The organism is Marivita sp. S6314, from assembly GCF_023015985.1.
In the GTDB taxonomy this organism is placed as follows: domain Bacteria; phylum Pseudomonadota; class Alphaproteobacteria; order Rhodobacterales; family Rhodobacteraceae; genus Marivita.
This window is the reverse complement of sequence record NZ_JALKAO010000003.1, coordinates 252,082-277,944: the sequence shown is the minus strand read 5'-3', so window position 1 is coordinate 277,944 and position 25,863 is coordinate 252,082. Positions and strand designations below refer to the sequence as shown.

Below are 25,863 nucleotides of genomic sequence, written 5' to 3'. Positions count from 1 at the left end.
TATCCGCTACTCCCCGAACCGTGCTCCGGCAGGGATCGCGATCCCCCGCAGAAACGTTTCCGCGTCCTGAGCTGCCTTGCCCGCACGCTGCGCCTTCAGGATGGTAACGGCTCCTGTGCCGCAAGCAATGGTGAAGCGGTCATCCAGCGCGGTTCCGGCATCGCCCTGCGCATCTGCCACATGGCTTTGCAACAGTTTCAGCCGCTCACCGCCCAGTTCGGTCCACGCGCCCGGAAAAGGCGACAGGCCCCGGATCTGCCGGTCCACGACAGCTGCATCCTGCGTCCAGTCAATCCGCGCTTCGGACTTGTCGATCTTTTCGGCATAGGTCACGCCAGCGACCGGCTGCGGGTCTGGCACAAGCGTGTCGATCTGGTTCAACGCCTGAACGATCAGACGCGCGCCCATATCGCTCAACCGATCACGCAGCGCACCGGTTGTCTCGGTTGGACCAATCGCTGTGGTCTCTCGTAGCAAGACCGGCCCGGTGTCGAGGCCCGCCTCCATCTGCATGATGCACACGCCGGTTTCCGGATCGCCCGCAAGGATCGCCCGATGGATCGGAGCCGCTCCACGCCAACGGGGCAACAAAGATGCGTGGATGTTCAGGCACCCATGGTCAGGCGCATCAAGGATCGCTTGCGGCAGGATCAACCCGTACGCCACGACAACCGCAACATCTGCCTGGAGCGCCGCAAAGGCTGCAACCGCCTCTTCGCTTCGCAAGGATACGAGATGCCGAATCTCAAGCCCCAATGCGTCCGCACGGGCGTGCACCGGCGTCAGGCGTTCTTTCTTACCACGACCGGCGCGCCTTGGGGGCTGGCAATAGACAGCGGCGATCTCGTGACCGGCGTCTACAAGCGCGTCGAGAACCGGAACCGAAAACTCCGGGGTGCCCATAAAGATGATGCGCATCGCTAGCCTTTCAGCTTTTTGGCCCGCCGCAGCAGGATGTCCCGCTTTGTCTTGCTCAGATGATCGAAATACATCTTGCCATTCAGGTGGTCGATCTGGTGTTGCACCGACGTGGCCCACAGACCCACAAAATCACGTTCGTGCATTTCGCCGTCTTCTCCAAGAAACCGCACAGTCACTGCACGCGGACGCTCGATCTTGGCGAAGACACCCGGCAGATTGGGGCTGGCTTCGTCGTGCGCCCGCAACTGGACCGAGGCATGCAGGACTTCGGGGTTTGCCATCCGGACAACGCGACCCCGGTCTTCCGACGCATCCACAACGGCAAGACGTTGCAGAACACCAATCTGATTGGCGGCCAGTCCAACGCCCGGCATCGCCTCCATCGTGTCGATCATATCCTGCCAAATCGCGCGCACGTCGTCGGTGATCGCGACAACCGGCGCTGCCACGGTTCGCAGGCACTTGTTGGGCCAGGGCAAGCACAGGCGCGCCGTCATGCGCGCGCCAGTTCCCGCTTCATCTTGACCATCTTGCGGGTGATCAGCTGACGCTTCAGCGGCTTCAGGTAATCAATGAACAGTTTTCCGTTCAGATGATCAATTTCGTGCTGCAGACACGTCGCCCACAACCCGTCAAACTCGGCTTCCTGCGGGTTCCCGTCGCGGTCGAGCCACGCCACCTTAACCGCCTCGGGCCGTGTCACATCCGCAAACTGGTCCGGCAGGGACAAACAGCCTTCTTCGTAGACGTTCAGATCATCCGACGACGCCAGGATCTCGGGGTTGAACATTGCCATCGGACGCGGCTTTGCGTCGTCACCCGTCTCGCAATCCAAAACGATCAGACGGGACAGAACACCCACCTGCGGAGCGGCCAAACCGATGCCCGGCGCATCATACATTGTCTCCAGCATGTTGTCCGCCAATACGCGCAATTCATCGCTGATATCGGGCACGGCTTCACAGGATTTCTTAAGCCGCGGGTCGGGGTGGAGGAGGATCGGGAGTTTCATGCCGATGATCTAGGCAATCCAGGTCGCAAGAGCAAGTGACAGGGTCTTGCACCCGCCGGTCAGATCGCTAGCGTCCCGAAAAAAACATGCCTGTGTTGGAGTCTTGTATGCGTGACCTTTTCAATCAGCCAACCGACCGACGTGGTCGAAACAGCTCTAAATGGGACCTTCTGGAAAGCAAATTTGACGTCCCCATGGAAGACGGGCTCGCGATGTGGACCGCGGACAGCGATTATCCGACCGCCCCTTGCGTTCTGAAAGCTCTGCAAGACGAGATCGACCATGGCCTTTTCGGGTATTTCACCGACTTCTCCAAATACAACGCCGCCATACAATGGTGGATGAAAGAACGGCATGGCTGGGATATTGACACCGACTGGATCCTGACGGCGCAGGGATTGGGCAACGCGATTGCGTTTTGTATCGACGTCTGGACGCAGCCGGGGGATCGCATCGTCACTTTCAACCCGGTGTATCACGAATTTGAAATGAAAATCCGGAAATCCGGTCGGATCCCCGTGCAATGTCCGCTTGGGCGCGACGGCGACATCTACAACCTCGATCTTGATGCAGCGCAGGATTTGCTGGACGGGACCGAAAAGCTCCTGATCTTCTGTTCGCCGCAAAACCCGTCGGGCCGCATCTGGTCAGCCGATGAATTGCGCCAAGTGGCCGAGTTTGCCGAACGCAATAACCTGATCGTCGTCTCGGACGAAATCCACCATGACTTTATTTATCCGGGCAATACTTTCACCCCGATGGATGTGGCCGCGCCCCATCTGCGCAACCGGCTGGTGGTGCTCACCGCATCGTCCAAAACCTTCAACATCGCGGGCATGAAAACCGGCAATATGATCATCCCTGATCCAACCCTGCGGGACGCGATGGCACAAAGGCTGCGGTCGCTCGACTATTCGGCTAACGCCCTTGGCCTGAAAATGGTTACCGCCGCCTATTCCCCCGAAGGCGCAGACTGGGTCGACGCCCAGATCGCGCATCTTATGGGCAACAAGACGGCGTTTGATGACGGGGTGAACGCCATCCCCGGCGTGCGGTCTTTGCCATTGGCGTCCACCTATCTGGCCTGGGTGGATTTCTCGGGCACCGGAATGGACTTCGAAGAGGTCAGCCGCCGCATTCGCAAAGACGCGCGCATCGCCCCCAGCGCAGGCCCGGATTTTGGCCCCGGTGGTGAAACGTTCATGCGCTTTAACCTTGCCACGCAACGGTACCGCGTAGACGACGCCGTGGGCCGCCTGCAGGCCGCATTCTCGGATCTTCAGTAAGTCGTTCAGACCTTTGGCGGGCGCGATTTGTAGACCGGCAGTTTCCAGCCCAGCGCAATGGACCCCGCCCGCAACGCAAATGTCGCCCCGCCAGAGATCAAAACAGTGATCAGCTGATTGGCCCCAAGAAGCGGGGCCACCGCAACCACCGCCGCGCCCGCAACCGCGCAGGTGACATAAAGCTCGCCTTGCTTGAGGACCAGCGGCACCTCGTTGGCCACCACATCGCGCATCAGCCCACCCAGACAGCCGGTCAACGTGCCCATGACCACGATGATCGTCAGGCTCTGATCCAGATTGGCCGCGATGCGTGCGCCCGCGGCAACGGCAAAGGCCAATGCGGCCGCATCCAGCCACAGCATCACGCGGTAGCGGCTTTCAATCAGATGCGCTGTAAAGAACACGATGAACGCGGCACCCAGCGCAATCCCCAGATAGGTTGGATTCGACAGCCAAAACACCGGGTTCCGGTCAAGGATCACGTCCCGCACCGTGCCCCCACCAACTCCGGTGAGAATGGCCAAAAACGCAAACCCGATGATATCAAGCTGTGCCCGGCTGGCGACTAAGGCCCCGGTCAGGGCAAACACCAGCACCGCTGCGTGATCGAGCAGCGCGATCAGCGTCATTTCGCGGACGGCTTGTAGGGTTTCATTCCGTCGCGCGCGAGTTCATCGGCGCGTTCATTCTCGGGATGACCGGCATGGCCCTTGACCCATTCCCACGTCACATCGTGGCGCGCCTGCGCCTCGTCCAGCCTTTGCCAGAGTTCCACGTTTTTGACAGGCTTCTTGTTCGCGGTTTTCCAGCCATTGCGTTTCCAGCCATGGATCCACCCCGTCACACCATTTTTGACATAAGCGCTGTCGGTGATGATGGTCAGCGTTGACGGACGTTCCAGCGTTTCCAGCGCGGTGATTGCCGCCAGCAATTCCATGCGGTTGTTGGTGGTGTTCGCCTCGCCCCCGGACAGGGTGCGTTCCTTGACGACCGTGTCGCCCTCTTTGGCTTGCAACAAAACACCCCAGCCGCCGGGGCCGGGGTTTCCGGAACATGCTCCGTCTGTGTAGGCAAATAAATCAGGCATATGCGAGCACGGAGAACCACGCAGCCATGCTGCCGTCAAGACCCCGATCCGTGCCCTGCCGCAAATCCCCGACACGGAACCCCTGCTGGTTCAGCAAATCGGTCATCTCGGACACGGTGTAATAGGCGTAGTATCGTCCCAGCCGGTCGCGCGCGTCTCCGGTGCCTTCCTTGACCGCGACGTGAAACACGCCCTTTGGCGTCAACGCGGTATGGACCGCGGCAAGGTGGCGCGGCATGTCCGATTTGGACGCGTGCAACAGGCTGAAATTGGCCCAGATGCCATCATAGACGCCCTGCGCATCCAGATCGTCAAAACTGCCCACGCGCGCAGAAACGCCGTCGATCCGAGAGGCCAGGGCAACCATTTCAGGCGACGCATCCATCGCGTCCACACGCAACCCGGCCCGCGCCATGTGCCGCGATGACGTTCCCGGGCCACAGCCAAGGTCAAGCACATGCGCGGCAGCGGGCAGCTTGGCGATAAACCCGGCCAAAGCGTCACTGGGGGTATCCGACATGTCGAGCTGATCATACTCATCAGCACGCTGGTTATAGACATCAATGGTTTGACGATCCGTCACAAGAACACCACAACACTCAGGCACAAGACGACAAGGGATGTCAGAAGAACCCGAAGCTGCATCCACCAAACCGGCGCAAGCCCCCATTTCCAGAAGGCGTAGTCCAGACCCAACAGTCCAATAAATCCGAAAATCAGATTGGTCCCGGCTGACACCGGCCCGCCGCCGGTCATGAAAAACGCCCAAAGCGCTGGAATGACGGACAACGCGTACCCTGTTGCCGCCTGCCCGCCTTCAGCTTTGGTCGAAAAGCCCCACAGCACGCCGGACATGAAGCTTAGAATCACCATCCCGTAGGACAGTTGGACATAAGGACCGATAAAGCGCGGACCAAGCGTATCCAGCCCCCATTGCGCGGCAGCATCGGACAAAAGCGTAAACGCCCCCCACGCAAACGGGATCACACCAGCAAGGCCAAGGATCAGGGCGGATCGGGGAATTGAGATCATGGAACGGGCTGCCTTTTCTGCCTCTGTCAGCTTGGGTTATGTCGCATCACAGCGCCGGATCAAGACCAAGGCTTCATTCCGGCGCGAGCGTCAGCGCCTACGCTCTTTCAAGCGCCAGTCGTCCGGCCAGCGCGGCAAAGATCCCGGCAAATGACCGGTTCAACCACAGCATCACGCGTTCACTGCCCAGCAACCACGTCCGCGCCGCCGCAGCAAACACGCCGTACATCACGAAGACGCCAAAGGTCATCGCCATAAAGACAGCCCCCATGAGTACCATTTCGGCTGTTACCGTGGCGGGATTGCCGCTCAGGAACGGGGGCAACAGCGCAAGAAAGAAAATCGACAATTTCGGGTTCAAGATGTTGATCAACGCACCCCGACGCGCGATGCGCAAACCCGCTTCGGCAGTCCGTTCGGCGGACACGGCCAGCGCGCCGCCGGATCGCAGCGCCTGGTAGGCCAGCCACAAGAGATACGCCACACCCGCAAATTTCACGACATTGAACAGCACCGCAGATGTATGCAGCACGGCGGCCAGACCAAGCGTTGCCGCCAACAGGTGTGGAACGATCCCGATTGTACACCCAAACGCAGCCCAGATGGATGGCCAACGCCCCTGTCCCAGCCCAATCGCCAGCGTGTAGATCACGCCGGTTCCCGGAGCGATGACAACAACAAACGCGGTAAGCAGGAATTGCAGAGACAACATGGCAGACCTTTCATGGATGCGCGCCCATGACGCTATACATTCGCGGCGGATTGATCTAGGTCACGCGCTTTGGCGCTGCCGCCTTTTTGTTCGATGAAAGACTGACCTCCGTGAAACACGCTTTGCAAACCGCGCTCGATGCCCGCGGATATGACACGCTTACCCCCGTACAAGAGGCGGTTCTGAACCCCGACCTTGAAGGGGCTGACCTTCTGGTGTCTGCGCAAACCGGGTCCGGCAAGACCCTCGGATTTGGTCTGGCCATCGCACCAACCATCATGGGTGATGCCGAAGCATTTTCAGCCGCTGATGCGCCGCTGGCCCTGGTCATCGCGCCAACACGGGAACTTGCGTTGCAGGTGAAACGCGAACTGGCCTGGCTTTACGCGCAGGCGGGCGTCGTGATGGCGTCGACCGTGGGCGGCATGGACATGCGCGACGAACGGCGCGCCTTGGCACGCGGAGCGCATATCGTTGTCGCCACACCGGGACGCTTGCGCGACCATATCATGCGTGGGTCCATCGACTTGTCGCAGTGCCGCGCGGTGGTGCTGGACGAAGCGGACGAGATGCTGGACCTTGGCTTCCGCGAAGACCTTGAATTCATCCTTGGCGAAGCGCCCGAAGATCGCCAGACGCTGCTGTTCTCGGCCACTGTTCCAAAGATGATCGTCAATCTTGCGAAAAGCTATCAGCGCGACGCCGTGCGCGTGGTGACGAAATCCGAGACCAGCCAACACGCCGACATCACGTACCGCGCGATGCAGGTTGCGGATCGCGACACGGACAATGCCGTGATCAACACCCTGCGTTTCTATGAAGCGCCAAACGCCATCGTTTTTGCCAACACGCGCGCGATGGTGAACCGACTGACAACCCGCCTGTCCAATCGGGGGTTTCAGGTGGTGGCGCTGTCCGGTGAATTGTCCCAGTCTGAGCGCACACACGCGCTGCAAGCGATGCGCGATGGGCGCGCGCAGGTCTGTGTGGCAACGGACGTAGCGGCACGCGGCATCGACCTTCCTAATCTCGATCTGGTGGTCCACGCCGAACTGCCGTCGAACCACGAAACCCTGCTGCACCGCTCTGGCCGGACGGGCCGCGCCGGGCGCAAAGGCGTGTCGGCTCTGATCGTGACACCAAAGGTCCGCAAGAAAGCCGAGCGTATTCTTGGCATGGCCAAGCTTAAATCCGATTGGGGCCCTGCCCCGTCCGCCGACGAAGTTCTTGCCCGCGATGAAGATCGCATGTTTGCCGATCCGGAGTGGGACACACCGGTCAGTGATTCCGAGGCAAGCGTCGTTGCCCGTCTGGTCGCCGAAAAGACCCCGGAACAGGTGGCCGCCGCCTACGTTCGGATGTTCCGCGAACAACATACCGCCCCTGAAGAATTGTCTGATCCCAAGGCCAAGCCCGCCAAGCGCGAAGAGTTTGGCGCAAGCGTCTGGTTCGCTGTGTCAGGCGGCCGCGCCGCCGATGCGGAACCGCGCCGCATCCTGCCCATGGTCTGTGGCGCAGGCGATCTGGACAAGGACGACATCGGGGCGATCCGCATTCAGCAGGATCATTCCCTGGTGCAAATCAAGGAATCTTCTGTCGCGCGGTTCCTGAACGCCGTTGGTCCGGGGATGGAGTTGGAAAAAGGCGTTACCCTGACCAAGCTCGACAAAGCGCCGGAGTTCGAGCGCGGTGGTGCGCGCCCCGGTGGCAACCGGGGGCCAAAGCCGGATCGGAAGCCATACCGCGATGGCCCAAAGCCAGAACGGACACCACGCTCTGACGACAAGCAACCGGACCGGTCCGCAGCCCACTCGACGGATGCCCCGGCCAAGGCCAAGGCGCACGATGCCGCGCCGATTGACTGGAACGATGCGCCCGCGCCCCGGGTCAGAAAGCCGAAACCGGCGGACCGCAAACCGGCTGGCAAACCCGGCGGGAAGCCAGGTGCCCCAACGCGCGATCGCAAACCCTACGAGGGTAAATCAGACGGAGAGCGCCCGCCCCGCAGGGATCGTGACGGTTCCGTCACGGGCTACAAAGGCAAGGGCAGCAAGCCCAAAGGCCCGCCTCCACCCGAAGGCAAACCTGACAGCAAGAAAAACATCGCGCGCCGCGCAGCTGCCACGGATCCATCCCAGAGCATGCGCAAACCGCGTGCCGGGGCCTCGAAACCCGGTGGTAAGTTCAAAGGCAAACCGTCGGGCAAACCGGGCGGCAAGTTTGGCGGGAAACCCGGCGGGAAGCGCTGACTGCAGAAGCACGCGGTGCTTGGGAACACGCACCCGGCATCTTAGCGTTCAGGCGGTTTCCCGCAGCACCCGGGGCACCTTGAATTCGACATTTTCGACGGCGGTCTCGACAATCTCCATCGTGACATCGAATCTGTCCCGGAACGCATCGATCACCTCATTGATCAGCTCTTCAGGGGCACTTGCCCCTGCGGTGATGCCGATCGAAGAAATCCCATCCAACGCGCGCCAGTCGATATCCGCAGCACGCTGCACAAGCTGCGAATAGGAGCACCCGGCTTTGCTGCCGACTTCGACCAACCGCTTGGAATTGGAAGAATTGGGCGCTCCGACAACAAGCATCGCATCACATTTCGGGGCCATCGCCTTGACCGCTTCCTGCCGGTTGGTCGTGGCGTAGCAAATGTCTTCCTTGTGCGGGCCGACGATGGACGGAAACCGCGCTTTGAGCGCGGCTACGATATCGATTGTGTCATCCACGGACAGCGTTGTCTGCGTGACAAAGGCCAGCTTGTCCGGGTCGCGCACATTGACATGTGCCACGTCCTCAACCGTCTCGACCAAAAGCACTTCGCCATCGGGCAATTGGCCCATGGTCCCAACTGTTTCGGGATGGCCTTCATGGCCGATCATGACCATCTGCAAACCGTTGTCGTGGTGCCGCGCCGCTTCGATATGCACCTTGCTCACCAATGGGCAGGTGGCGTCGACGTAGATCATCTCGCGCTTGGCGGCCGCGGCGGGCACTGCTTTGGGCACCCCATGCGCTGAGAAGATGACCGGGCGGTCATCGGGGCAGTCGTCCAGTTCCTCGACAAACACCGCCCCTTTGTCGCGCAACCCGTCGACCACGTATTTGTTGTGCACGATTTCGTGGCGCACATAGACCGGAGCCCCCCATTTTTCGAGCGCCATCTCAACGATTTTGATCGCGCGGTCCACACCCGCACAAAACCCACGCGGGGCCGCAAGATACAGGGAAAGCGGTGGTTTCGTCATATCTGTCTCCATCTTGCCCAAGACCTAAAGCCTTGCAGCGGCATCTTCCAGAAGAATGACACTTCACCAAACCGTGACTTGACCTTCCAGCGCAGGAAGAGGGCGAAAAGGCCTAAATCCAAAGGATCGCACAATGCGCAAAACCATCGCTATCAGCATGCTCGCCTCGTTCGCCTTAGGGGCTGTGTTCGTGGTTGCCTCCGGATGGACCGCGCACGGCAGCAACGCGACCCTTCCCTATACCGATAGCGACCGCATTGCAGAGGGCGCGGCCCTTTACCAAAGCTATTGCGCCAGTTGTCATGGTGAAAACCTCGAAGGTCAGCCCGATTGGAAACTGCGCGATGCAGACGGCTTTCTTCCCGCCCCGCCGCATGATGCGTCCGGGCACACCTGGCATCACGATGATGCGCTTCTGATGCGGATCGTGCGCGATGGGACCGAGGCGATCGTCGGCGGGTCCTACAAATCCAACATGCAAGGCTATGCTGACCTCCTGAGCGACGCCGAAATCGCAAGCATACTTGGCTATATCAAAAGCACCTGGCCCGCCGAGATTCAGCAGATCCACAACGACATCAACGCCCGCAAGCAGCCATAGCGCAGGCCGTTTGCCGAACAGGCATTCCTCATTTCGCCTTGTCAGTTGGCGAGCGGACGGGCATGGCACGCAAATGCGCCTGACGTCTTATCTTCGTGACAATGCCCCGTTTCTGACAACGGGCATGTTGCTCACATTCCTGTCGGGCGCAGGACAGACGTACTTTATCTCGCTGTTTGCCGGGGAAATACGCCTCGCCCATGGGCTCAGCCACGGAGAATGGGGCGGCATCTACATGCTGGGGACCATGGCCTCTGCGCTGGTGATGGTGTGGGCCGGCGCGTTGACTGACCGATACCGCGTGCGCGTATTGGGTCCAGCTGTTCTGGCGGGGTTGGCATGTGCCAGTATCGCCATGGCGATAAATCCGTGGGTTTGGATGCTGCCCGTGATTGTCTTTGCGCTGCGGTTTTTTGGTCAGGGCATGCTGTCGCACATCGCTGTGGTCGCAATGGCGCGGTGGTTCATCGCCACACGGGGCCGCGCGCTTTCCATTGCGTCGTTCGGATTTGCCATGGGCGAAGCCTTCTTGCCGCTTGTCGTCGTGGCCGCCATGACGGTGATGGCCTGGCAATCGCTTTGGATCATTGCAGCTTGTGTCTGCCTGGCCTCGATCCCGGTGATTGCCCTTCTGTTGGCACAGGAACGCACGCCCGCGTCGCTGGCCGAAACGGATGTTTCGGTTGGAATGCAAGGGCGGCATTGGGTCAGGTCGGAGGCGCTCAGACATCCCTTGTTCTGGTGCATGGTGCCCGCGATCCTAGGGCCGTCCGCGTTCAACACCGCATTCTTTTTCCATCAGGTGCATCTGGCCGAAGTGAAGAACGTCGAGCACTTGGTCTTTGTCTCCTTCTTTCCGATTTTCACCGCTTTGACGATTGTCGTCATGATCGCGGCCGGTTGGGCGCTGGACCGCTATGGCACGGCCCCCTTGATGCCGTTCTTTCAGGTGCCGATGATCTTTGCGTTCCTGACGTTTGCCGTGGCGCAAAGCCCGCTGGGCCTTGCACTGGGGTTCGTGTTTCTGGGCATGACGTCCGGCGCGAATGCAACCTTGCCAAACGCCTTTTGGGCAGAGTTCTACGGCACGGCACATATCGGTGCGATCAAGGCGATGGTAACGGCGGTCATGGTTCTGGGCTCTGCCATTGGGCCGGGTCTCACCGGCGTTCTGATTGATCAGGGTATCGGCATCGAAACACAGTTTATAGGGGTGGCCGCGTATTTCGTTGTGGTGACCTTGCTCATGGCATGGGGCATTGGCCGCGCGTCTCGGGATCTTGTCAGAACGCCTGCGCCGTGAGCCACGCCACGGCGATATAGCGCACGGTTTTTGCAATCGTGACCAGCAGGAAAAACAGCCAGATATTGGTGCGCATGACCCCGGCAATGATCGTCAGTGCATCACCAAGCGGCATCCAGCTGACCAGCAACGTCCAGACACCATATTTCTGATACCACGCCCGCGCACGATCCAGTTGCGCCTGCGTCACGGGAAACCAGCGTCGACCGCGAAACCGTTCGATGTAGCGTCCCAGCGCAAAGTTCAGGCCGGACCCAAGGATGTTTCCGATGCTGGCGACGATCACGATCCAATAAATCGAAATCTCGCCTTTCACCTGAAGGGCGATGAACACGATCTCGGATTGAAACGGCAGGATCGTCGCCGCGCCAAACGCAGCGACAAACAGCCCGCTTAGAGCGAGGAACTCACTCCACATCAGCCAGACGGCACACCGTCAAAATCAGGATTGCTCGGCCGAAACCGGTTGGCGCTCTGGCATGGGGTCACGTGGCGGACGGCCGACGACATCCCGCAACTCATCCAATTCGATGAAGTTATCCGCCTGGCGGCGCAGCTCATCGGCAATCATCGGCGGCTGGCTTCGGATGGTTGACACCACCGACACACGCACACCTTTGCGCTGCAGGCTTTCGACTAAGGGCCGGAAATCGCCGTCGCCAGAGAACAATACGATGTGGTCCACATGCTCGGCCAGTTCCATCGCATCGACGCAAAGCTCGATGTCCATGTTGCCTTTGACCTTCCGGCGCCCCTGGCTGTCCGTGTATTCCTTTGCGGGCTTGGTGCGCATGTTGAAACCGTTGTAATGCAGCCAATCCACCAGCGGACGGATCGGTGAATACTCATCGTTCTCAAGCAGGGCGGTGTAGTAGAACGCGCGCAGCAACTTGCCGCGTCGCACGAACTCTTGCCGGAGCAGCTTGTAATCGATGTCAAAACCAAGCGATTTCGCGGCGGCATAAAGGTTGGAACCGTCAATAAACAGCGCCAGACGCTCGTCTTTGTAGAACATGAATATAGCCTTTCAAAAAAATTTGCGACGTGGACCGGCTTTCGGGAGTGGTAGAATCCGAAGCCTCATGGCCAAGACACAGCGCGTGATTTAATGATTCGAATCGATATCTCAAGGTGCAATTTCCGGTCAGGCTAGTCTACGTGGCGGAATTATGAATGACTTTTTCATCGCGCTTGGCGCGAATTTGCCGTCAAGCCAGGGCGCGCCTGACGAAACGCTGCGTGCGGCGCTGCAGGACCTGAGTGCGTCTGATGTCGTGGTTGAGGCCACAAGCCACTTTTATCGGACACCCTGTTTCCCTGCGGGTGCCGGGCCCGACTATGTGAACGCCGCAGCCCATGTCCGGTCTTCGCTGTCGCCCCGTGATTTTCTGGATCATCTGCATGCCATCGAGGCCAAATTCGGTCGCGAACGCATAGAGCGTTGGGGAATGCGCAGTTTGGACCTTGATGTGTTGGCGTGTGGACAGCGCGTTGAACCAGACCTGACCACCTTTGAAACCTGGCGCACGCTGTCCCCTGAACAGCAACGCAAAGCGGCACCCGACGCTCTGATCCTGCCGCACCCCAGATTGCAGGACCGCGCTTTTGTGCTTGTGCCCCTGAGGGACATTGCGCCAAACTGGACACATCCGGTCTTGAATTTGACGGTAACCCAGATGTGTGACGCTCTTCCGCCAGATGCGCTGGCGGAGATATCGGTGCTGTGAGTGTTATTGACTTGAATTCGCCTATCCTGCGGGATATCTAGCGGGTTCTCACAGGCTGCCCGACAAATTGGAGTGCTCCATGGCCCGCGTCACGGTTGAAGATTGCGTTGATAAAGTTCCGAACCGGTTTGAACTGGTGATGCTCGCTGCGCACCGCGCCCGCGAAGTGTCTGCTGGCGCTGCGATTACAGTGGATCGCGACAACGACAAGAACCCGGTCGTGGCTCTGCGTGAAATCGCGGAAGAAACCCAATCGGCGGATGAACTGCGCGAGCGTTTGATCGAATCGAACCAGACCCAGATCGAAGTCGACGAACCCGAAGAAGACGCGATGGCGCTTCTGATGGGGGCCGAACCGGACAAACCCGCAGAAGACGATCTGTCGGAAGAAAAACTGCTGCGTGCGTTGATGGAGGCGCAGGGTCAAGGCTAACGCCCGCCGCGATGCGGGCCGCATGAGAATGAGGCGCCGATGATCGCGGCAGACGACCTTATTGCGCTGGTGCGCAATTACAATCCCAAGACCAACGAAGCACTTATTCGTGACGCCTATGACTACGGCCGCGCGATGCATGAGGGCCAGTTTCGTCACTCTGGCGAACCTTACTTTTCGCATCCCGTCGCTGTTGCCGCGATCCTGACAGAACAGCAGCTTGATGATGCCACCATCATCACCGCCATTCTGCACGACACTATCGAAGACACGAAGTCCACCTATTCCGAAATCGCAGAGCGGTTCGGAGATGACGTTGCGGTGCTTGTGGATGGTGTGACCAAGCTGACGAACCTGCAACTGTCGAGTTCGGAAACCAAGCAAGCCGAGAACTTTCGCAAGCTGTTCATGGCGATGTCCAAGGACCTGCGGGTCATTCTGGTCAAACTCGCTGACCGTCTGCACAACATGCGCACGATCAAGGCGATGCGCCCCGAAAAGCAAATCCAGAAAGCCCGCGAGACAATGGACATCTACGCGCCTCTGGCCGGGCGCATGGGGATGCAATGGATGCGGGAGGAACTGGAAGACCTGTCGTTCCGCGTTCTCAACCCGGAAGGTCGCGCCAGCATCATCCGGCGGTTCATCACGCTTCAAAAAGAAACCGGCGATGTCATTCATCGCATCACCAGCGACATGCGGTCGGAACTCGAAAAAGCCGACATCGATGCCGAGGTGTTTGGCCGCGCCAAAAAACCCTATTCGATCTGGCGCAAGATGCAGGAGAAGGAAATCGGCTTTTCCCGTCTGTCGGATATCTATGGGTTCCGGATCATTACACGTTCCAAAGCCGATTGTTACGCAACGCTCGGCGTGATCCACCAACGCTGGCGCGCCATTCCGGGACGGTTCAAGGACTATATCAGCCAGCCGAAATCGAACGGCTATCGGTCCATCCACACCACCGTGTCCGGGCGCGATGGCAAGCGGGTTGAGGTGCAGATCCGCACCCGCCAGATGCATGACGTCGCTGAAACCGGCGTCGCCGCGCATTGGTCCTACCGGGACGGCGTGCGCAGCAACAACCCGTTTGCGGTTGACCCCGCCAAATGGGTCGCGTCGCTGACCGAACAGTTCGACGAAGAGGACGATCACGAGGATTTCCTCGAAGCGGTAAAGCTTGAGATGTATCCGGACAAGGTCTTCTGCTTCACACCCAAGGGTGAAGTGGTCAAACTCCCGCGCGGCGCGACCCCATTGGATTTCGCCTATGCGATCCATACACGCATCGGGTCGGGCTGTGTCGGGGCCAAGGTGGACGGCATTCGTGTCCCGTTGTGGACCCGTCTCAAGAACGGACAGTCGGTCGACATTGTCACCGCCGAAGGACAATCACCGCAGGCGACTTGGCTGGATATTGCGACCACCGGCAAAGCAAAATCCGCCATTCGACGCGCCCTGCGCGAAGCCGGGCGGGAACGGTTCGCGCAACTGGGCCGCGAACTCGCCCGCGCCGCGTTTGAAAATGTCGGCAAGAAAGCCAGCGACAAAGTGCTTGAAATGGCTGCGCGCAATTTGCGGATCAGCGACGCGCAGGAATTGCTGGCCCGGCTGGGCAGCGCAGAGATGTCAGCCCGCGAAGCGGTCGAAGCCGTCTATCCCGACCTGGCGCCGCAACCGATGGAGTTCATCGAAACCCAAAGCGCCGTGATTGGCCTTGAAACCGGGCAGGCCTTTGATCGCGCCCCCTGTTGTCAGCCGCTGCCCGGGGAACGGATCGTCGGCATTACGGAACGCGGGCGCGGTGTGACGGTGCACAGCATCGACTGCGGCGCGCTGGCCTCGTTCGAGGATCAGGTGTCGCGCTGGCTGGATCTACACTGGGTCACCGGGAACCATCCACCGGTCTATACTGTTTCACTTGAACTGACGATCGGCAACGACGCTGGTGTGCTGGGACGGATTTGCACATTGATCGGAGAGCAGAAGGCCAATATCTCGGATCTGAACTTTGTGGATCGCAAACCAGACTTTTACAAACTGCTGATAGATATCGACCTCAGCGATGCAAACCACCTGCATTCTGTCATGTCGGCACTAGAGGCAGAAAGCGATGTAGCGTCTGTTGTCCGAAGACGGGATCCTGCGTTGTCGGTGCAAGCGGCTGCGGCCGAATAGAAAGATCGAAGGGACGAGGATTGGTATTCAAACGGCGGGACAGGCGTTCGATCTGGACCACCCTCCGTGAGGCCTTGTGGCCGCGCGGGGGTTGGACCCGTGCCGCCCGCTACGTGCAACACCGCCTCAATCGCCTTCCCGACCCCCCCGAACGCATCGCCCGTGGAATTTTTGCCGGTGTTCTGACCACGTTCACCCCGTTCTATGGCCTGCACTTCCTGACCGCCGCGATCATTGCCTGGGTCATGCGGGGCAATATCCTTGCCGCTTTGCTCTCCACCTTCTTTGGCAATCCGCTCACTTACGTTCCGATCAGCGTCGCATCGCTGCAAACCGGGTATTGGCTTTTGGGATTGGGCGAAGTTGTCCACGAACACGGCAGTATTGGATACAAATTCGCAAAGGCGGGCGAAGACCTTTGGCAGAATTTCATTGCGATCTTCACCCGGGGAGAGCCGGAATGGTCCGGCCTGACAATCTTTTATCAGGAAGTGTTTTTCCCCTGGCTGGTTGGCGGCATCATTCCCGGCATCATCACCGGATTGATCTGCTACTATCTGTCCGTGCCGCTGATCCGCGCCTATCAGAACCGGCGCAAGGGCGCTTTGAAGGCGAAACTGGCCGCTTTGAAAAAAAAGAAGAAACAGGCTGACGACGGACAGGCAGCGGATTAGGTTCAGCCTCAGTACAGGAGGCGAGAATGACTGACTATGCAGGCCCATTGCGGTTAGGTGTGAACATTGACCACGTCGCAACGGTGCGCAATGCACGCGGCGGCGACAATCCGGACCCGACCCGCGCAGCACAAATCGCGCAAGCGGCGGGGGCTGATGGCATCACCGCCCATCTGCGCGAAGACCGCCGCCACATCCGGGACGAAGACATCGAGCGCCTGATGGATGCCCTGTCCGTGCCTCTGAACTTTGAGATGGCCGCCACCGAAGAGATGCAGCAGATCGCATTGCGCCACAAACCGCATGCCGTCTGCATTGTGCCTGAAAAACGTGAAGAACGCACAACCGAGGGCGGGCTCGAAGTCGCGCGCGAGGAAAACAAGCTGGCTCATTACATCGCGCCCTTGCGCGAGGCCGGGTGCCGTGTGTCGATCTTCATCGCCGCCGATAAGCGCCAGATCGAAGCGGCGCATCGCATCGGGGCAGAAGTCATCGAACTGCACACCGGCGCCTATTGCGACGCGCATGCCGAGGGTGACTTTGAAACCCGCGATGCCGAACTCAAGGCACTGACCGAGATGGCCACCTTTGCGCATTCGCTGGGACTCGAGGTGCATGCAGGCCATGGCCTGACCTATGATTGCGTCAGCCCTGTTGCGGCGCTGCCCGAGGTGATGGAGCTGAATATCGGGCATTTCCTGATCGGCGAGGCGATCTTCCTTGGACTTGAACCCGCCATCCACGAAATGCGCCGGGTGATGGACGCGGCACGGGCATAAGCGCAAGGCACGGCGGGGCCATGTTGAACAACCGGATCCTGACGGCCCTGACGCTTGTGATTGGCATCGCTGCTCTTGTTGTTCTTGAAATGGCGCGTGCGGGTGTCAGCCACAAGGCCTTCAGCGTCGGTGACACGCCTGTCACCACGTTGGCCCGTGCGGATGCGACAGGCCCGCATGTGGTCATCGCCCACGGCTTTGCCGGATCACGCGAGATGATGCAGGCCTATGGCCTTGTGCTCGCACAGGCGGGCTACCGGGTGCATATGTTCGATTTCGAAGGCCACGGCGCGCATCCGCGTCCAATGTCCGGCGACGTGACCCGGATCGAAGGCACGACGCAGCGGTTGATGACCCAGACGCTGTCGGTGATTGACGCCGTCGCGGACGGAGACACACCCGTTGCCCTGCTTGGTCATTCGATGGCCACAGATGTTTTGGTCCGCGTGGCAATGGTGTCCGACCGGGTTGGTCCCTTGATCTTGCTCTCTGCCTATTCACAAGCGATCACGCCTGACTTTCCCAAAGACATGCTGCTGATCTCGGGTCAGTGGGAGCCGCCCCTGCGGGATTTCGGCCTCAAAGCCGCCCAGATGGTTGATCCCTCCGCATCCGAAGGGGACGTGGTGCGGAGCGGCGATGTGATCCGGTCGGCCCAAGTGGCCCCTTTCGCGGAACACGTTGCGATCCTGCAGTCCCGCGTCGGGCGCGCGTCGGCGTTGGAGTGGCTGAACCGGGCCTACGGGCGAGACGTGCAGGCCAGGATGCTGCCAACAGGCTGGGCGTTTCTGGCGCTCATGGCGGCGATCACAGTGCTGTCCGCGCCCGTGGCCCGGGTTTTGACCCGGCCGACCGATTTGCCACCCAGACTTGATCTGCCCACATGGAAGTTCGCAGCGGTGCTGGTGGTGCCCATGATCCTGGCTCCCGGCGTGGCGGGACTTTTTGACATCGACGTCCTGCCGGTTCTGGTGGCCGATTATCTGGCGGTTCATCTGGGGCTTTACGGGCTTTGCACACTGGTCATGCTGCAACTATTCTGCCGTGGTCACGGCTATGGCCGATATCAGCTTCTGGCGTTTGGCGGGCTGCTGATCTGGGGCGTGGGTGTCTTTGGACTGGCCCTCGACCGCTATGGCGCGAATTTCTTCCCGGTGGCGGAACGCTTGCCCATCATCGCGGCGCTCGCGCTTGGGGCGATCCCGTTCATGCTGGCGGATGCGCTGGTGACGTGGAAAGCGTCTCTTTGGCGGCGGATCCTTGCCCGTGCCGCGCTGATCGGCTCTCTGGGAATTGCGGTGGCGCTCGATTTCGAAGGGCTGTTCTTCCTCATCATGATTGCTCCGGTGATCCTATTGTTCTTTCTCGTCCACGGAACGATGGGACGTGCTTTTGGCAAACAGGCGGGGCCCTTGACGGCAGGCCTTGCGCTGGGTCTGATCCTCGCCTGGGCGCTTGGGGTCAGTTTCCCGATGTTTTCCGCATGAAGGACACCACATGATCATTGGCATCGGCACAGACCTTGCGAATATCGACCGCATCGCAGGAACGCTTGACCGCTTTGGGGACCGGTTCCGCAACCGTGTCTTCACCGAAACCGAGCAACGCAAGGCCGAACACCGCCGCGATGTGGCCGGCACCTACGCCAAGCGATGGGCCGCGAAAGAGGCGTGCTCCAAGGCGTTGGGAACCGGGCTGCGCATGGGCATTGCGTGGAAGGACATGTCCGTGCGCAACCTGCATACAGGGCAGCCGGTGATGGAGGTCACGGGTTGGGCCAGGAAGCGGCTTGAGGACCTGACACCACCGGGACATGAAGCCATCATTCACGTCACACTGACCGACGATCACCCTTGGGCACAGGCCACAGTGTTGATCGAGGCGCGCCCAAAGTAACGCCTGCGTCGCTTGACACCCGCGCCGCCCCCGCTCATGTAGCGCGGGACAATCGAGCAAAAGGCAGGGACATGGCCTCAGATACAAAAAAGAGCGGCGGAATCGTCGAGACGATCAAAACCGTCGTTTACGCGCTCTTGATCGCAGGCATTTTCCGGACACTGTTTTTCCAGCCGTTTTGGATCCCCTCGGGGTCGATGAAAGACACGCTTTTGATCGGCGACTTTCTGTTCGTGAACAAGATGGCCTACGGGTATTCCTATGCGTCCTGCCCGACGCTGTACCTTCCCCAGATCGGCATCGACATCGACGCGACGGATATCTGCGGCTGGGCGGACGGCGACAACAGCCGCCTGTTTGGATCAGAACCTGAACGCGGCGATGTGGCGGTGTTCCGTCATCCCGTGACGGGTCGTGATTTTATCAAGCGTGTGGTCGGCCTGCCCGGCGACGAGATCCAGATGATCCGCGGTGTTCTGCACATCAATGGCACCGCTGTTGAACTGCAGCCACAACCGGCATTCGAGGAAACTGCGGCCCCCCAAGGTCCACAGAGCCTGCGCCCGCGCTGCGCCAATGGGCCAGTGGGCACCGGCGGCACCTGTGTGAAAGACCGGTTCCTTGAAACTCTGCCCGGTGGCACGACCCATTCGATCCTGAACATCGGCAGCCAAGGGTCAGACAACACACCGGTCTATTCCGTCCCGGAAGGCCATTACTTCATGATGGGCGACAATCGCGATAACTCGTCCGACAGCCGTGTCCCAAGTGTTGCTGGCGGCGTTGGGTTTGTGCCGTTTGAAAACCTTGTCGGCAAGGCAAACCGTGTGGTGTTCTCGTCCGGCGGGGCCTCCATGCTCTATTTCTGGACATGGCGCGGCGACCGGTTCTTCGAGAAGATCGAGTAGTGAAGCTGTCGGCGGATCTTCAGGCGCTTTCGACGCGCTTGGGGCACCGGTTTGCCAACCCTGCCCTTCTGGTACGCGCGGTGACCCATGCGTCGCGGGCCGGTCCGAACCGGGACGACAACCAACGACTGGAGTTCCTTGGCGACCGCGTCCTTGGCCTCGTGATGGCCGAAGCGCTTTTGGCAGAAGACAAATCCGCGTCCGAGGGCCAGCTTGCCCCCCGCTTCAATGCGCTGGTGCGCAAGGAAACCTGCGCGGACGTGGCGCGCGACATTGATCTTGGGTCGGCGTTGAAACTGGGCCGGTCCGAAATGCTGTCTGGCGGACGCCGCAAGCAGGCCCTGCTTGGCGACGCCATGGAGGCGGTGATCGCCGCTGTGTACCAGGATGCGGGCTTTGAGGCCGCCAAAGACCTGATCCTGCGCCTATGGGGCAATCGCATCGGGGCTGTCGACGCCGATGCCCGTGATGCCAAGACCGCGCTTCAGGAATGGGCACAGGCGCGTGGCATGCAGCCCCCGTCCTACACCGAGATTGCGCGCAACGGGCCGGATCACGCCCCGGTTTTCGTGATTGCCGCCCGCCTTGAAAACGGCGAATCCGCTGAAGCGACGGCCGGGTCAAAGCGGCAGGCAGAGCAGGCAGCAGCCAAATCCCTGTTGGCGCGCCTCGAATCGAGCGCTTCTTGAACGACAATCTGAAAGGCAGCCTGTTCATGGTGTTGGCCATGCTCGGCTTTGCCATCGAAGACGCCTTCTTCAAAACGGCAACCAATGGCGTGTCTCCCGGTGTCGGGACGATGATGTTCGGGGCACTGGGCACAGCGTTTTTCGTGGCCCGGTGCAAGGTGCGCCGGGAACCGGTCTGGACGAGGCGCTACGTTCAGGGACCGCTGCTGATCAGGTCAGGGTTTGAAATCGTCGGCCGGTTGTTCTTTGCCCTAAGCCTTGCCTTCACGCCGTTGTCCACAACGTCTGCCATCCTGCAGGCCGCCCCGCTTGTTGTCACGCTTGGCGCGGCGCTGGTGCTGAAAGAAGCGGTTGGCGTCCGACGGTGGAGCGCTATGGCGGTTGGGTTTATTGGCGTTTTGTTGATCGTCAAACCGATCCCATCAAGCTTTGACGCCACCGCGATCTTTGCCGTGCTTGGCATGATCGGTTTTGCCGGGCGCGACCTGATGACCCGAGCAAGCCCGCCAGAGGTTTCCGCCACGCAATTGGGTATCCTGGGGTTTCTGATGGTGTTTATCGCCGGGGTCGTGATCACCCTGTTCGAAACGCAGCCATTGGCTGTTCCTGAGGCATGGTCTGCCGTGCTGATCCTGTGCACCGCGTTCTCTGGCGTTCTGGCGTATAGCGCCCTGACCAAAGCCATGCGCACCGGCGAAGTGTCGGTTGTGGCCCCGTTCCGGTATTCCCGCCTTCTGATCGCGCTGGTCATCGCCTACGTGATTTTTGGTGAACGACCGGACAGCCTGACCTTGTTTGGCGCGGCCCTGATCGTGGGAAGCGGAACATACACCCTGATCCGGGGGGCCAAGAAAGACAGGGCTGGCTCTGCCAAACAAACTGGCGTATGACGCCGGACTTCCAATAGCGGGATGATCCCATGACCACACGCGCCGGTTTTGTCGCTTTGATCGGAGAGCCCAACGCGGGCAAATCCACCCTGACCAACCAGATGGTCGGGGCCAAGGTGTCTATCGTGACCCATAAGGTCCAGACAACACGCGCCCGTATTCGCGGCGTGGCCATCGAAGGCGACGCACAGATCGTGCTGGTCGACACGCCGGGATTGTTCAAGCCGCGCCGCAGGCTGGATCGGGCCATGGTTGCGGCGGCATGGTCAGGCGCGTCCGACGCCGACATCGTTGTCCTGCTGATCGAGGCACATCGCGGGATCACCGAAGGCGTTGAGGCCATCCTGGAGAACCTGGCCGAAGTGGCGGGCAAGCGTCCGGTTGCGTTGGCGATCAACAAGATCGACCGCGTCGAAGCGCAACACCTGCTGAAACTGTCGCAAGACATGAACGAAAAGTTCGCGTTCACCGAAACCTTCATGATCTCGGCTGAAAAGGGCCACGGCGTGAAAGACCTGCGCAAATGGCTGGCAGCGGAATTGCCCGAAGGTCCGTGGCTCTATCCGGAAGACCAGATTGCCGACCTGCCCCTGCGGATGATCGCGTCCGAGATGACGCGCGAAAAGCTGACCCTGCGGCTGCATCAGGAATTGCCGTACCAGTTGACGGTCGAGACCGAGAACTGGGAAGAGCGCAAGGATGGCTCCGCCCGGATTGACCAAATCATCTACGTGGTGCGCGACGGGCACAAAGGCATCGTTCTGGGCAACAAGGGCGAGACGATCAAGGCTATTTCCAAAGCCGCACGCGAGGAGCTGGAAGAGTTTCTCGGGCGACGTATCCATTTGTTCATGCAGGTGAAAGTGCGCGAGAAATGGCTGGAAGAGGCGGAGCGCTATTCCGAGATGGGGCTGGATTTCAAGGATGGGAATGGGTGACGCCGCACGCGGAACATCATCGAAAGTGCCGACGCGATTGGCAACCCGCGGACTGGCAATCTTGCTTCAATTAACATGACCCGCCTCACCTCCTCCTTCTGGGTCCACGCCTATCTGCGCCGCCTGTCGCTATGGAACATTCCCGCCTTCGTGACATCCCATGGCGACGACACCGCAGGCGCGGTTCTGGTCAAGCTCAATACGCTCGACGGGCAGGCCAAAGCCTTTGTCCGCCAGTTCGACCTCATGACCGGCGAACGGGAATGGCAAATTCTGGCCGATGGGGCCGAATCCGACGTGGACGCCAGCATTGCCAAGCAACGCAGTTTTGACAGTGATCTTTGGGTGATCGAGGTCGAGGACCGGGACGGACGGCATCTTCTGGATGAAGACGGGTTGTCGGGCTAACCTGTACTTATGGACTGGCGTGACACAGGTATTCTGCTGAGTAGCCGCAGGCACGGCGAAACCTCAATGATCATCGACGTGTTTACGCCAGAGCGTGGGCGGCATGCAGGCGTTGTGCGCGGCGGGGCCTCGCGCAAGGTCGCACCGATCCTGCAACCCGGTGCGCAACTGGATCTGGCCTGGCGCGCCCGTCTCGAAGACCATATCGGCAGCTTTACGGTCGAACTCCAGCGGTCGCGCGCGGCGGTTGCCATGGGCAACAGATTGGCGCTGGCCGGAATGAACGCGGTGCTCGCCCTGCTTGCCTTCACCCTGCCCGAGCGGGAACCACACGACGCCCTCTATACACAAACGCAAAACTTGCTCGATCTGCTTGACCAGATAGAGCTTTGGCCACTGGCTTATCTGCGGTGGGAAATCGCCTTGCTGGACGATCTGGGATACGGTCTGGATCTAAACACCTGCGCCGTGACGGGTGCGACCGACAACCTGACATATGTCTCACCCAAGAGCGGCCGCGCCGTCTCGGAAACCGGGGCCGGAGACTGGGCGGATCGCCTGTTGCCCTTGCCAGACGCGCTGAAGGGCAGTGGCACGTTCTCTGACGCGGACATCGTTGCGGCCCTCGCGACCACGGGATATTTCCTGGAACAGAAGGTAGCGCTGCACCAGATTGGCAAACCGCTTCCACAGGCGCGGGCCCGCTTCATCGACGCACTTGCGCGCACGGCCTGACGATCCAAACAGATCAAAAGGCGGGTTCCCGCTGTGCCAACCGCGCAGACATCCCAAAAACAACCTAAACCCTATCTTTTAAGTGGCACGCGGGCACGTTAGGTAATGGACATGAACATGACGGTGCCAAATATCCTCACGGTCCTGCGCCTCTTGGCGGCGCCAGGGGTGGCGTTGATGTTCCTCTATTTCTCGCGTCCTGCGGCGGATTGGTTTGCGTTGATCCTCTTCATCACCGCCGCGATCACCGACTGGTTCGATGGCTACCTTGCCCGGGCATGGAAACAGGAAAGCAAACTGGGCGCGATGCTCGACCCGATTGCCGACAAGGCGATGGTGGTCATCGCGCTGATGGTCATCGTCGGCTATTCGTCCATGTCGCCTTGGCTGGTGCTGCCCGCGACCTTCATCCTGTTCCGCGAAGTGTTCGTGTCGGGCTTGCGCGAATTTCTGGGCGACACCGCCGGGACACTGAAAGTCACACCACTGGCGAAATGGAAGACAACGCTGCAGATGGTGGCGATTGCCATTCTCTTTGCCCAAGGCGTGTTCGAACATTATCTGGGTATGTCCGCAATGGGCATGGGCCCCGAGATCTTCCAGGACGTGATGCGCGGCGATGTCGAAGACCTGCACGGGCTGTGGTGGAAACACACCGGGATGGTCTGGACCGGCAACATCGGCTTGATCCTGCTGTGGGTCGCAGCCTTTCTCACGCTCATCACCGGATGGGATTATTTCCGCAAAGCGGTGCCCTATTTGAAGGATTGATCAGATGAACGTTCTCTATTTCGCATGGGTCCGGGAACGGATCGGCCTGCCAAAGGAAACGATCGAAACCAACGCGGCCACCGTCGCCGACCTGGTGTCGGAACTGCGCGCCAAGGAAGAACGCTATGAGATGGCGTTTTCGGACCTGTCGGCACTGCGGGTGGCGGTGGATCAGGAACTGACCGATTTCGATGCGTCGCTCGACGGTGCCCGCGAAGTGGCCTTCTTTCCACCAATGACCGGAGGCTGACCATGCGCGTTGTGGTGCAGGACCAGCCCTTCGATTTCGGGGCCGAGGCTGAGGCCTTTGCCTCTGGCCGTCACGACATGGGCGCGGTGGTCACCTTTACCGGGATTGTGCGCGACTTCGGTGGCGGCGGCCTCGACGCAATGGAGATCGAGCACTACCCCGGCATGACGCAGAAGGCGTTGAAAAAGATCGCGGGCGAGGCGGTTGACCGCTGGTCGCTGGGCGACGCGCTGGTCATTCACCGCTTTGGGCGGATGGAACCGGGCGAGAAGATCATGATGGTCGCCACGGCCGCCCCCCACCGCAAAGATGCGTTCGAGGCGGCGGAGTACCTGATGGACTACCTCAAATCCCGCGCGCCGTTCTGGAAGAAGGAACACGCAGCGTCGGGCGACACAGATTGGGTTGCGGCCAAAGACGAAGACGAGGATGCGCTGACCCGCTGGTAGCTTGTTCTACCCTCGCTTTGGTCATATCATTTGACCAGTTTGAGCGAGCGTGCCCCTGATGCCCTTTTCCCCCGTCACCCCCGAAAAACTCTCGGCCGCCGTTGTCCGCCAGATCGAACAACTGATCCTGCGCGGCATCCTGCGGCCCGGAGAGCGTTTGCCGTCGGAACGCGAGTTGTCAGATCGGCTGGACGTGTCCCGCCCGTCTCTGCGCGAAGCGATTGCCGACCTGTCCGAGCGCGGATTGCTGACCAGCCGCAAGGGTGCCGGGGTCTATGTGGCCGATGTGCTGGGGTCCGCGTTTTCGCCCGCCTTGGTGCGGCTCTTTGCATCGCATGATGAGGCGGTGTTTGATTATCTGTCCTTCCGCCGCGACATGGAAGGGCTGGCCGCCGAACGCGCGGCGCGGTTGGCGTCGGATACCGATCTGGCGGTGATCGCGGCGGTGTTTGCCAAGATGGAAGCGGCGCATCAAAAACGCGATCCGTCCGACGAGGCGGAATTGGACGCCGAGTTTCACCTCAGCATCATCGAGGCCAGCCACAACGTCATCATGCTCCACATGATGCGGTCGATGTATCAATTGCTGCGTGAAGGCGTGTTCTACAACCGCCAGATCATGTTCCGGCAGAAGACGACGCGGGGGGCTTTGCTGGAGCAACACCGGGTGATCGTCGAAGCGCTGCAGGCCCGCGATCCCGAAGGTGCCCGGCAGGCGGTGGTGGATCATCTGACCTATGTCGAGAGCTGTCTGGCCGACAACCGCAAAGCCGAGGCGCATGAGGCGGTGGCCCGGCAGAGGTTGGAGCATGTTGGGGGGAAGGGGTGATATTACGGTTCGAATTTTCGTGACACCAAAAAAGAGCATTTTTTGTTTGCTTCCCAAGCTCAATGCTCTCTAAAAATCTGCTTTATCAAAATAAACGCTTTAAGAAT

The 25,863-nt window shown here is 60.1% G+C and carries 32 protein-coding genes; 21 read left to right on the top strand and 11 right to left on the bottom strand.

Annotation, left to right across the window (positions count from 1 at the left end):
- Window positions 1-6: 6 nt before the first annotated feature.
- The 3 genes from fmt to def (MWU54_RS09905) are packed head-to-tail and all read right to left on the bottom strand — an operon-like array spanning window position 7 to window position 1,933.
- Window positions 7-918 (bottom strand): methionyl-tRNA formyltransferase, encoded by a 912-nt coding sequence (gene fmt / locus MWU54_RS09915; protein WP_247082707.1) that lies wholly within the window; start codon window positions 916-918, stop codon window positions 7-9.
- Window positions 919-920: 2 nt separating this feature from the next.
- A complete protein-coding gene (gene def, locus MWU54_RS09910) occupies window positions 921-1,418 on the bottom strand; it encodes a peptide deformylase (RefSeq protein WP_247082705.1) in 498 nt (165 codons plus the stop codon).
- Window positions 1,415-1,933: a peptide deformylase gene (def, locus tag MWU54_RS09905; RefSeq protein WP_247082703.1), complete on the bottom strand. Its 519-nt coding sequence runs from the start codon at window positions 1,931-1,933 to the stop codon at window positions 1,415-1,417. The genes def (MWU54_RS09910) and def (MWU54_RS09905) overlap by 4 nt, the downstream gene beginning before the upstream one ends.
- A 107-nt stretch (window positions 1,934-2,040) precedes the next feature.
- On the opposite strand from def (MWU54_RS09905), the gene MWU54_RS09900 reads away from it, so the two are divergent.
- A complete protein-coding gene (locus tag MWU54_RS09900) occupies window positions 2,041-3,219 on the top strand; it encodes a PatB family C-S lyase (protein ID WP_247082701.1) in 1,179 nt (392 codons plus the stop codon).
- A gap of 5 nt (window positions 3,220-3,224) precedes the next feature.
- Here MWU54_RS09900 and MWU54_RS09895 read toward each other — a convergent pair whose 3' ends face one another.
- The 5 genes from MWU54_RS09895 to MWU54_RS09875 all read right to left on the bottom strand — a co-directional run bounded on the left by MWU54_RS09895 (window position 3,225) and on the right by MWU54_RS09875 (window position 6,050).
- Complete coding sequence (locus MWU54_RS09895) at window positions 3,225-3,848, bottom strand: trimeric intracellular cation channel family protein (protein WP_247082699.1); 624 nt, start codon at window positions 3,846-3,848, stop codon at window positions 3,225-3,227.
- Window positions 3,845-4,306 (bottom strand): ribonuclease HI, encoded by a 462-nt coding sequence (rnhA, locus tag MWU54_RS09890; RefSeq protein WP_247082697.1) that lies wholly within the window; start codon window positions 4,304-4,306, stop codon window positions 3,845-3,847. The genes MWU54_RS09895 and rnhA overlap by 4 nt, the downstream gene beginning before the upstream one ends.
- The gene (locus MWU54_RS09885; RefSeq protein WP_247082695.1) at window positions 4,299-4,889 is read right to left on the bottom strand and encodes a class I SAM-dependent methyltransferase; all 591 of its coding nucleotides are present in this window, start codon (window positions 4,887-4,889) and stop codon (window positions 4,299-4,301) included. Before MWU54_RS09885 ends, rnhA begins: the two co-directional genes overlap by 8 nt.
- Window positions 4,886-5,338 carry a DUF3429 domain-containing protein gene (locus MWU54_RS09880; protein WP_247082693.1) on the bottom strand — a complete coding sequence of 151 codons (453 nt, stop codon included), beginning with the start codon at window positions 5,336-5,338 and terminating at the stop codon, window positions 4,886-4,888. The genes MWU54_RS09885 and MWU54_RS09880 overlap by 4 nt, the downstream gene beginning before the upstream one ends.
- Window positions 5,339-5,435: 97 nt before the next feature.
- Entirely contained in the window at window positions 5,436-6,050 is a 615-nt protein-coding gene (locus MWU54_RS09875) for a LysE family translocator (RefSeq protein WP_247082691.1), read from the bottom strand.
- 110 nt (window positions 6,051-6,160) lie between these two features.
- On the opposite strand from MWU54_RS09875, the gene MWU54_RS09870 reads away from it, so the two are divergent.
- Entirely contained in the window at window positions 6,161-8,299 is a 2,139-nt protein-coding gene (locus tag MWU54_RS09870; protein WP_247082689.1) for a DEAD/DEAH box helicase, read from the top strand.
- Window positions 8,300-8,347: 48 nt separating this feature from the next.
- Here MWU54_RS09870 and ispH read toward each other — a convergent pair whose 3' ends face one another.
- Entirely contained in the window at window positions 8,348-9,298 is a 951-nt protein-coding gene (gene ispH / locus MWU54_RS09865; RefSeq protein ID WP_247082687.1) for a 4-hydroxy-3-methylbut-2-enyl diphosphate reductase, read from the bottom strand.
- A gap of 133 nt (window positions 9,299-9,431) precedes the next feature.
- On the opposite strand from ispH, the gene MWU54_RS09860 reads away from it, so the two are divergent.
- Entirely contained in the window at window positions 9,432-9,899 is a 468-nt protein-coding gene (locus MWU54_RS09860) for a c-type cytochrome (protein WP_247082685.1), read from the top strand.
- 73 nt (window positions 9,900-9,972) lie between these two features.
- A complete protein-coding gene (locus tag MWU54_RS09855) occupies window positions 9,973-11,202 on the top strand; it encodes an MFS transporter (protein ID WP_247082683.1) in 1,230 nt (409 codons plus the stop codon).
- On the opposite strand, the gene MWU54_RS09850 is transcribed toward MWU54_RS09855, so the two are convergent.
- Window positions 11,183-11,620 (bottom strand): YqaA family protein, encoded by a 438-nt coding sequence (locus MWU54_RS09850; protein WP_247082682.1) that lies wholly within the window; start codon window positions 11,618-11,620, stop codon window positions 11,183-11,185. The genes MWU54_RS09855 and MWU54_RS09850 overlap by 20 nt on opposite strands.
- A 24-nt stretch (window positions 11,621-11,644) precedes the next feature.
- Window positions 11,645-12,217: an NYN domain-containing protein gene (locus tag MWU54_RS09845; protein ID WP_247082680.1), complete on the bottom strand. Its 573-nt coding sequence runs from the start codon at window positions 12,215-12,217 to the stop codon at window positions 11,645-11,647.
- A gap of 154 nt (window positions 12,218-12,371) precedes the next feature.
- Between MWU54_RS09845 and folK the strand changes: the two genes are divergently transcribed.
- The 17 genes from folK (at window position 12,372) to MWU54_RS09760 (ending at window position 25,756) form a co-directional block, all read left to right on the top strand.
- On the top strand, window positions 12,372-12,929 hold the full coding sequence (folK, locus tag MWU54_RS09840; RefSeq protein WP_247082678.1) for a 2-amino-4-hydroxy-6-hydroxymethyldihydropteridine diphosphokinase: 558 nt from the start codon (window positions 12,372-12,374) through the stop codon (window positions 12,927-12,929).
- Window positions 12,930-13,008: 79 nt separating this feature from the next.
- Window positions 13,009-13,362 carry a DNA-directed RNA polymerase subunit omega gene (gene rpoZ, locus MWU54_RS09835; RefSeq protein WP_085634833.1) on the top strand — a complete coding sequence of 118 codons (354 nt, stop codon included), beginning with the start codon at window positions 13,009-13,011 and terminating at the stop codon, window positions 13,360-13,362.
- Between the two features lie 39 nt (window positions 13,363-13,401).
- Window positions 13,402-15,540 carry a bifunctional (p)ppGpp synthetase/guanosine-3',5'-bis(diphosphate) 3'-pyrophosphohydrolase gene (locus tag MWU54_RS09830; protein ID WP_247082676.1) on the top strand — a complete coding sequence of 713 codons (2,139 nt, stop codon included), beginning with the start codon at window positions 13,402-13,404 and terminating at the stop codon, window positions 15,538-15,540.
- A 20-nt stretch (window positions 15,541-15,560) separates the two neighbouring features.
- Complete coding sequence (locus MWU54_RS09825) at window positions 15,561-16,214, top strand: DUF2062 domain-containing protein (protein WP_247082674.1); 654 nt, start codon at window positions 15,561-15,563, stop codon at window positions 16,212-16,214.
- A 26-nt stretch (window positions 16,215-16,240) separates the two neighbouring features.
- Window positions 16,241-16,993 (top strand): pyridoxine 5'-phosphate synthase, encoded by a 753-nt coding sequence (locus tag MWU54_RS09820; protein WP_247082673.1) that lies wholly within the window; start codon window positions 16,241-16,243, stop codon window positions 16,991-16,993.
- Between the two features lie 20 nt (window positions 16,994-17,013).
- Window positions 17,014-18,480, top strand: coding sequence for an alpha/beta fold hydrolase (locus MWU54_RS09815; protein ID WP_247082671.1), 1,467 nt, complete (start codon window positions 17,014-17,016; stop codon window positions 18,478-18,480).
- A 10-nt stretch (window positions 18,481-18,490) separates the two neighbouring features.
- Window positions 18,491-18,889 (top strand): holo-ACP synthase, encoded by a 399-nt coding sequence (gene acpS, locus MWU54_RS09810; protein ID WP_247082669.1) that lies wholly within the window; start codon window positions 18,491-18,493, stop codon window positions 18,887-18,889.
- Between the two features lie 71 nt (window positions 18,890-18,960).
- Window positions 18,961-19,797, top strand: coding sequence for a signal peptidase I (lepB, locus tag MWU54_RS09805; protein WP_247082667.1), 837 nt, complete (start codon window positions 18,961-18,963; stop codon window positions 19,795-19,797).
- A complete protein-coding gene (rnc, locus tag MWU54_RS09800; RefSeq protein ID WP_247082665.1) occupies window positions 19,797-20,486 on the top strand; it encodes a ribonuclease III in 690 nt (229 codons plus the stop codon). Before lepB ends, rnc begins: the two co-directional genes overlap by 1 nt.
- Complete coding sequence (locus MWU54_RS09795) at window positions 20,483-21,376, top strand: DMT family transporter (RefSeq protein WP_247082663.1); 894 nt, start codon at window positions 20,483-20,485, stop codon at window positions 21,374-21,376. Before rnc ends, MWU54_RS09795 begins: the two co-directional genes overlap by 4 nt.
- 29 nt (window positions 21,377-21,405) lie before the next feature.
- Complete coding sequence (era, locus tag MWU54_RS09790; RefSeq protein ID WP_247082661.1) at window positions 21,406-22,314, top strand: GTPase Era; 909 nt, start codon at window positions 21,406-21,408, stop codon at window positions 22,312-22,314.
- Between the two features lie 75 nt (window positions 22,315-22,389).
- Window positions 22,390-22,722 carry a DUF1491 family protein gene (locus MWU54_RS09785; RefSeq protein WP_247082659.1) on the top strand — a complete coding sequence of 111 codons (333 nt, stop codon included), beginning with the start codon at window positions 22,390-22,392 and terminating at the stop codon, window positions 22,720-22,722.
- Between the two features lie 9 nt (window positions 22,723-22,731).
- On the top strand, window positions 22,732-23,457 hold the full coding sequence (gene recO / locus MWU54_RS09780) for a DNA repair protein RecO (protein WP_247082658.1): 726 nt from the start codon (window positions 22,732-22,734) through the stop codon (window positions 23,455-23,457).
- A 111-nt stretch (window positions 23,458-23,568) separates the two neighbouring features.
- Entirely contained in the window at window positions 23,569-24,228 is a 660-nt protein-coding gene (pgsA, locus tag MWU54_RS09775; RefSeq protein WP_247082656.1) for a CDP-diacylglycerol--glycerol-3-phosphate 3-phosphatidyltransferase, read from the top strand.
- 4 nt (window positions 24,229-24,232) lie between these two features.
- Complete coding sequence (gene moaD / locus MWU54_RS09770; protein WP_247082654.1) at window positions 24,233-24,478, top strand: molybdopterin converting factor subunit 1; 246 nt, start codon at window positions 24,233-24,235, stop codon at window positions 24,476-24,478.
- Window positions 24,479-24,480: 2 nt separating this feature from the next.
- Entirely contained in the window at window positions 24,481-24,927 is a 447-nt protein-coding gene (locus MWU54_RS09765; RefSeq protein WP_247082652.1) for a molybdenum cofactor biosynthesis protein MoaE, read from the top strand.
- 58 nt (window positions 24,928-24,985) lie between these two features.
- Window positions 24,986-25,756, top strand: a complete 771-nt coding sequence (locus MWU54_RS09760; protein WP_247082650.1) for an FCD domain-containing protein — start codon at window positions 24,986-24,988, stop codon at window positions 25,754-25,756.
- Window positions 25,757-25,863: the final 107 nt, after the last annotated feature.

Coding starts and splice junctions, on each gene's coding strand:
- fmt (WP_247082707.1), bottom strand. CDS start 918: ATGCGCATCATCTTTATGGGCACCCCGGAGTTTTCGGTTCCGGTTCTC.
- def (WP_247082705.1), bottom strand. CDS start 1,418: ATGACGGCGCGCCTGTGCTTGCCCTGGCCCAACAAGTGCCTGCGAACC.
- def (WP_247082703.1), bottom strand. CDS start 1,933: ATGAAACTCCCGATCCTCCTCCACCCCGACCCGCGGCTTAAGAAATCC.
- MWU54_RS09900 (WP_247082701.1), top strand. CDS start 2,041: ATGCGTGACCTTTTCAATCAGCCAACCGACCGACGTGGTCGAAACAGC.
- MWU54_RS09895 (WP_247082699.1), bottom strand. CDS start 3,848: ATGACGCTGATCGCGCTGCTCGATCACGCAGCGGTGCTGGTGTTTGCC.
- rnhA (WP_247082697.1), bottom strand. CDS start 4,306: ATGCCTGATTTATTTGCCTACACAGACGGAGCATGTTCCGGAAACCCC.
- MWU54_RS09880 (WP_247082693.1), bottom strand. CDS start 5,338: ATGATCTCAATTCCCCGATCCGCCCTGATCCTTGGCCTTGCTGGTGTG.
- MWU54_RS09875 (WP_247082691.1), bottom strand. CDS start 6,050: ATGTTGTCTCTGCAATTCCTGCTTACCGCGTTTGTTGTTGTCATCGCT.
- ispH (WP_247082687.1), bottom strand. CDS start 9,298: ATGACGAAACCACCGCTTTCCCTGTATCTTGCGGCCCCGCGTGGGTTT.
- MWU54_RS09860 (WP_247082685.1), top strand. CDS start 9,432: ATGCGCAAAACCATCGCTATCAGCATGCTCGCCTCGTTCGCCTTAGGG.
- MWU54_RS09855 (WP_247082683.1), top strand. CDS start 9,973: ATGCGCCTGACGTCTTATCTTCGTGACAATGCCCCGTTTCTGACAACG.
- MWU54_RS09850 (WP_247082682.1), bottom strand. CDS start 11,620: ATGTGGAGTGAGTTCCTCGCTCTAAGCGGGCTGTTTGTCGCTGCGTTT.
- MWU54_RS09845 (WP_247082680.1), bottom strand. CDS start 12,217: ATGTTCTACAAAGACGAGCGTCTGGCGCTGTTTATTGACGGTTCCAAC.
- folK (WP_247082678.1), top strand. CDS start 12,372: ATGAATGACTTTTTCATCGCGCTTGGCGCGAATTTGCCGTCAAGCCAG.
- rpoZ (WP_085634833.1), top strand. CDS start 13,009: ATGGCCCGCGTCACGGTTGAAGATTGCGTTGATAAAGTTCCGAACCGG.
- MWU54_RS09830 (WP_247082676.1), top strand. CDS start 13,402: ATGATCGCGGCAGACGACCTTATTGCGCTGGTGCGCAATTACAATCCC.
- MWU54_RS09820 (WP_247082673.1), top strand. CDS start 16,241: ATGACTGACTATGCAGGCCCATTGCGGTTAGGTGTGAACATTGACCAC.
- MWU54_RS09815 (WP_247082671.1), top strand. CDS start 17,014: ATGTTGAACAACCGGATCCTGACGGCCCTGACGCTTGTGATTGGCATC.
- acpS (WP_247082669.1), top strand. CDS start 18,491: ATGATCATTGGCATCGGCACAGACCTTGCGAATATCGACCGCATCGCA.
- lepB (WP_247082667.1), top strand. CDS start 18,961: ATGGCCTCAGATACAAAAAAGAGCGGCGGAATCGTCGAGACGATCAAA.
- era (WP_247082661.1), top strand. CDS start 21,406: ATGACCACACGCGCCGGTTTTGTCGCTTTGATCGGAGAGCCCAACGCG.
- MWU54_RS09785 (WP_247082659.1), top strand. CDS start 22,390: ATGACCCGCCTCACCTCCTCCTTCTGGGTCCACGCCTATCTGCGCCGC.
- recO (WP_247082658.1), top strand. CDS start 22,732: ATGGACTGGCGTGACACAGGTATTCTGCTGAGTAGCCGCAGGCACGGC.
- pgsA (WP_247082656.1), top strand. CDS start 23,569: ATGAACATGACGGTGCCAAATATCCTCACGGTCCTGCGCCTCTTGGCG.
- moaD (WP_247082654.1), top strand. CDS start 24,233: ATGAACGTTCTCTATTTCGCATGGGTCCGGGAACGGATCGGCCTGCCA.
- MWU54_RS09765 (WP_247082652.1), top strand. CDS start 24,481: ATGCGCGTTGTGGTGCAGGACCAGCCCTTCGATTTCGGGGCCGAGGCT.
- MWU54_RS09760 (WP_247082650.1), top strand. CDS start 24,986: ATGCCCTTTTCCCCCGTCACCCCCGAAAAACTCTCGGCCGCCGTTGTC.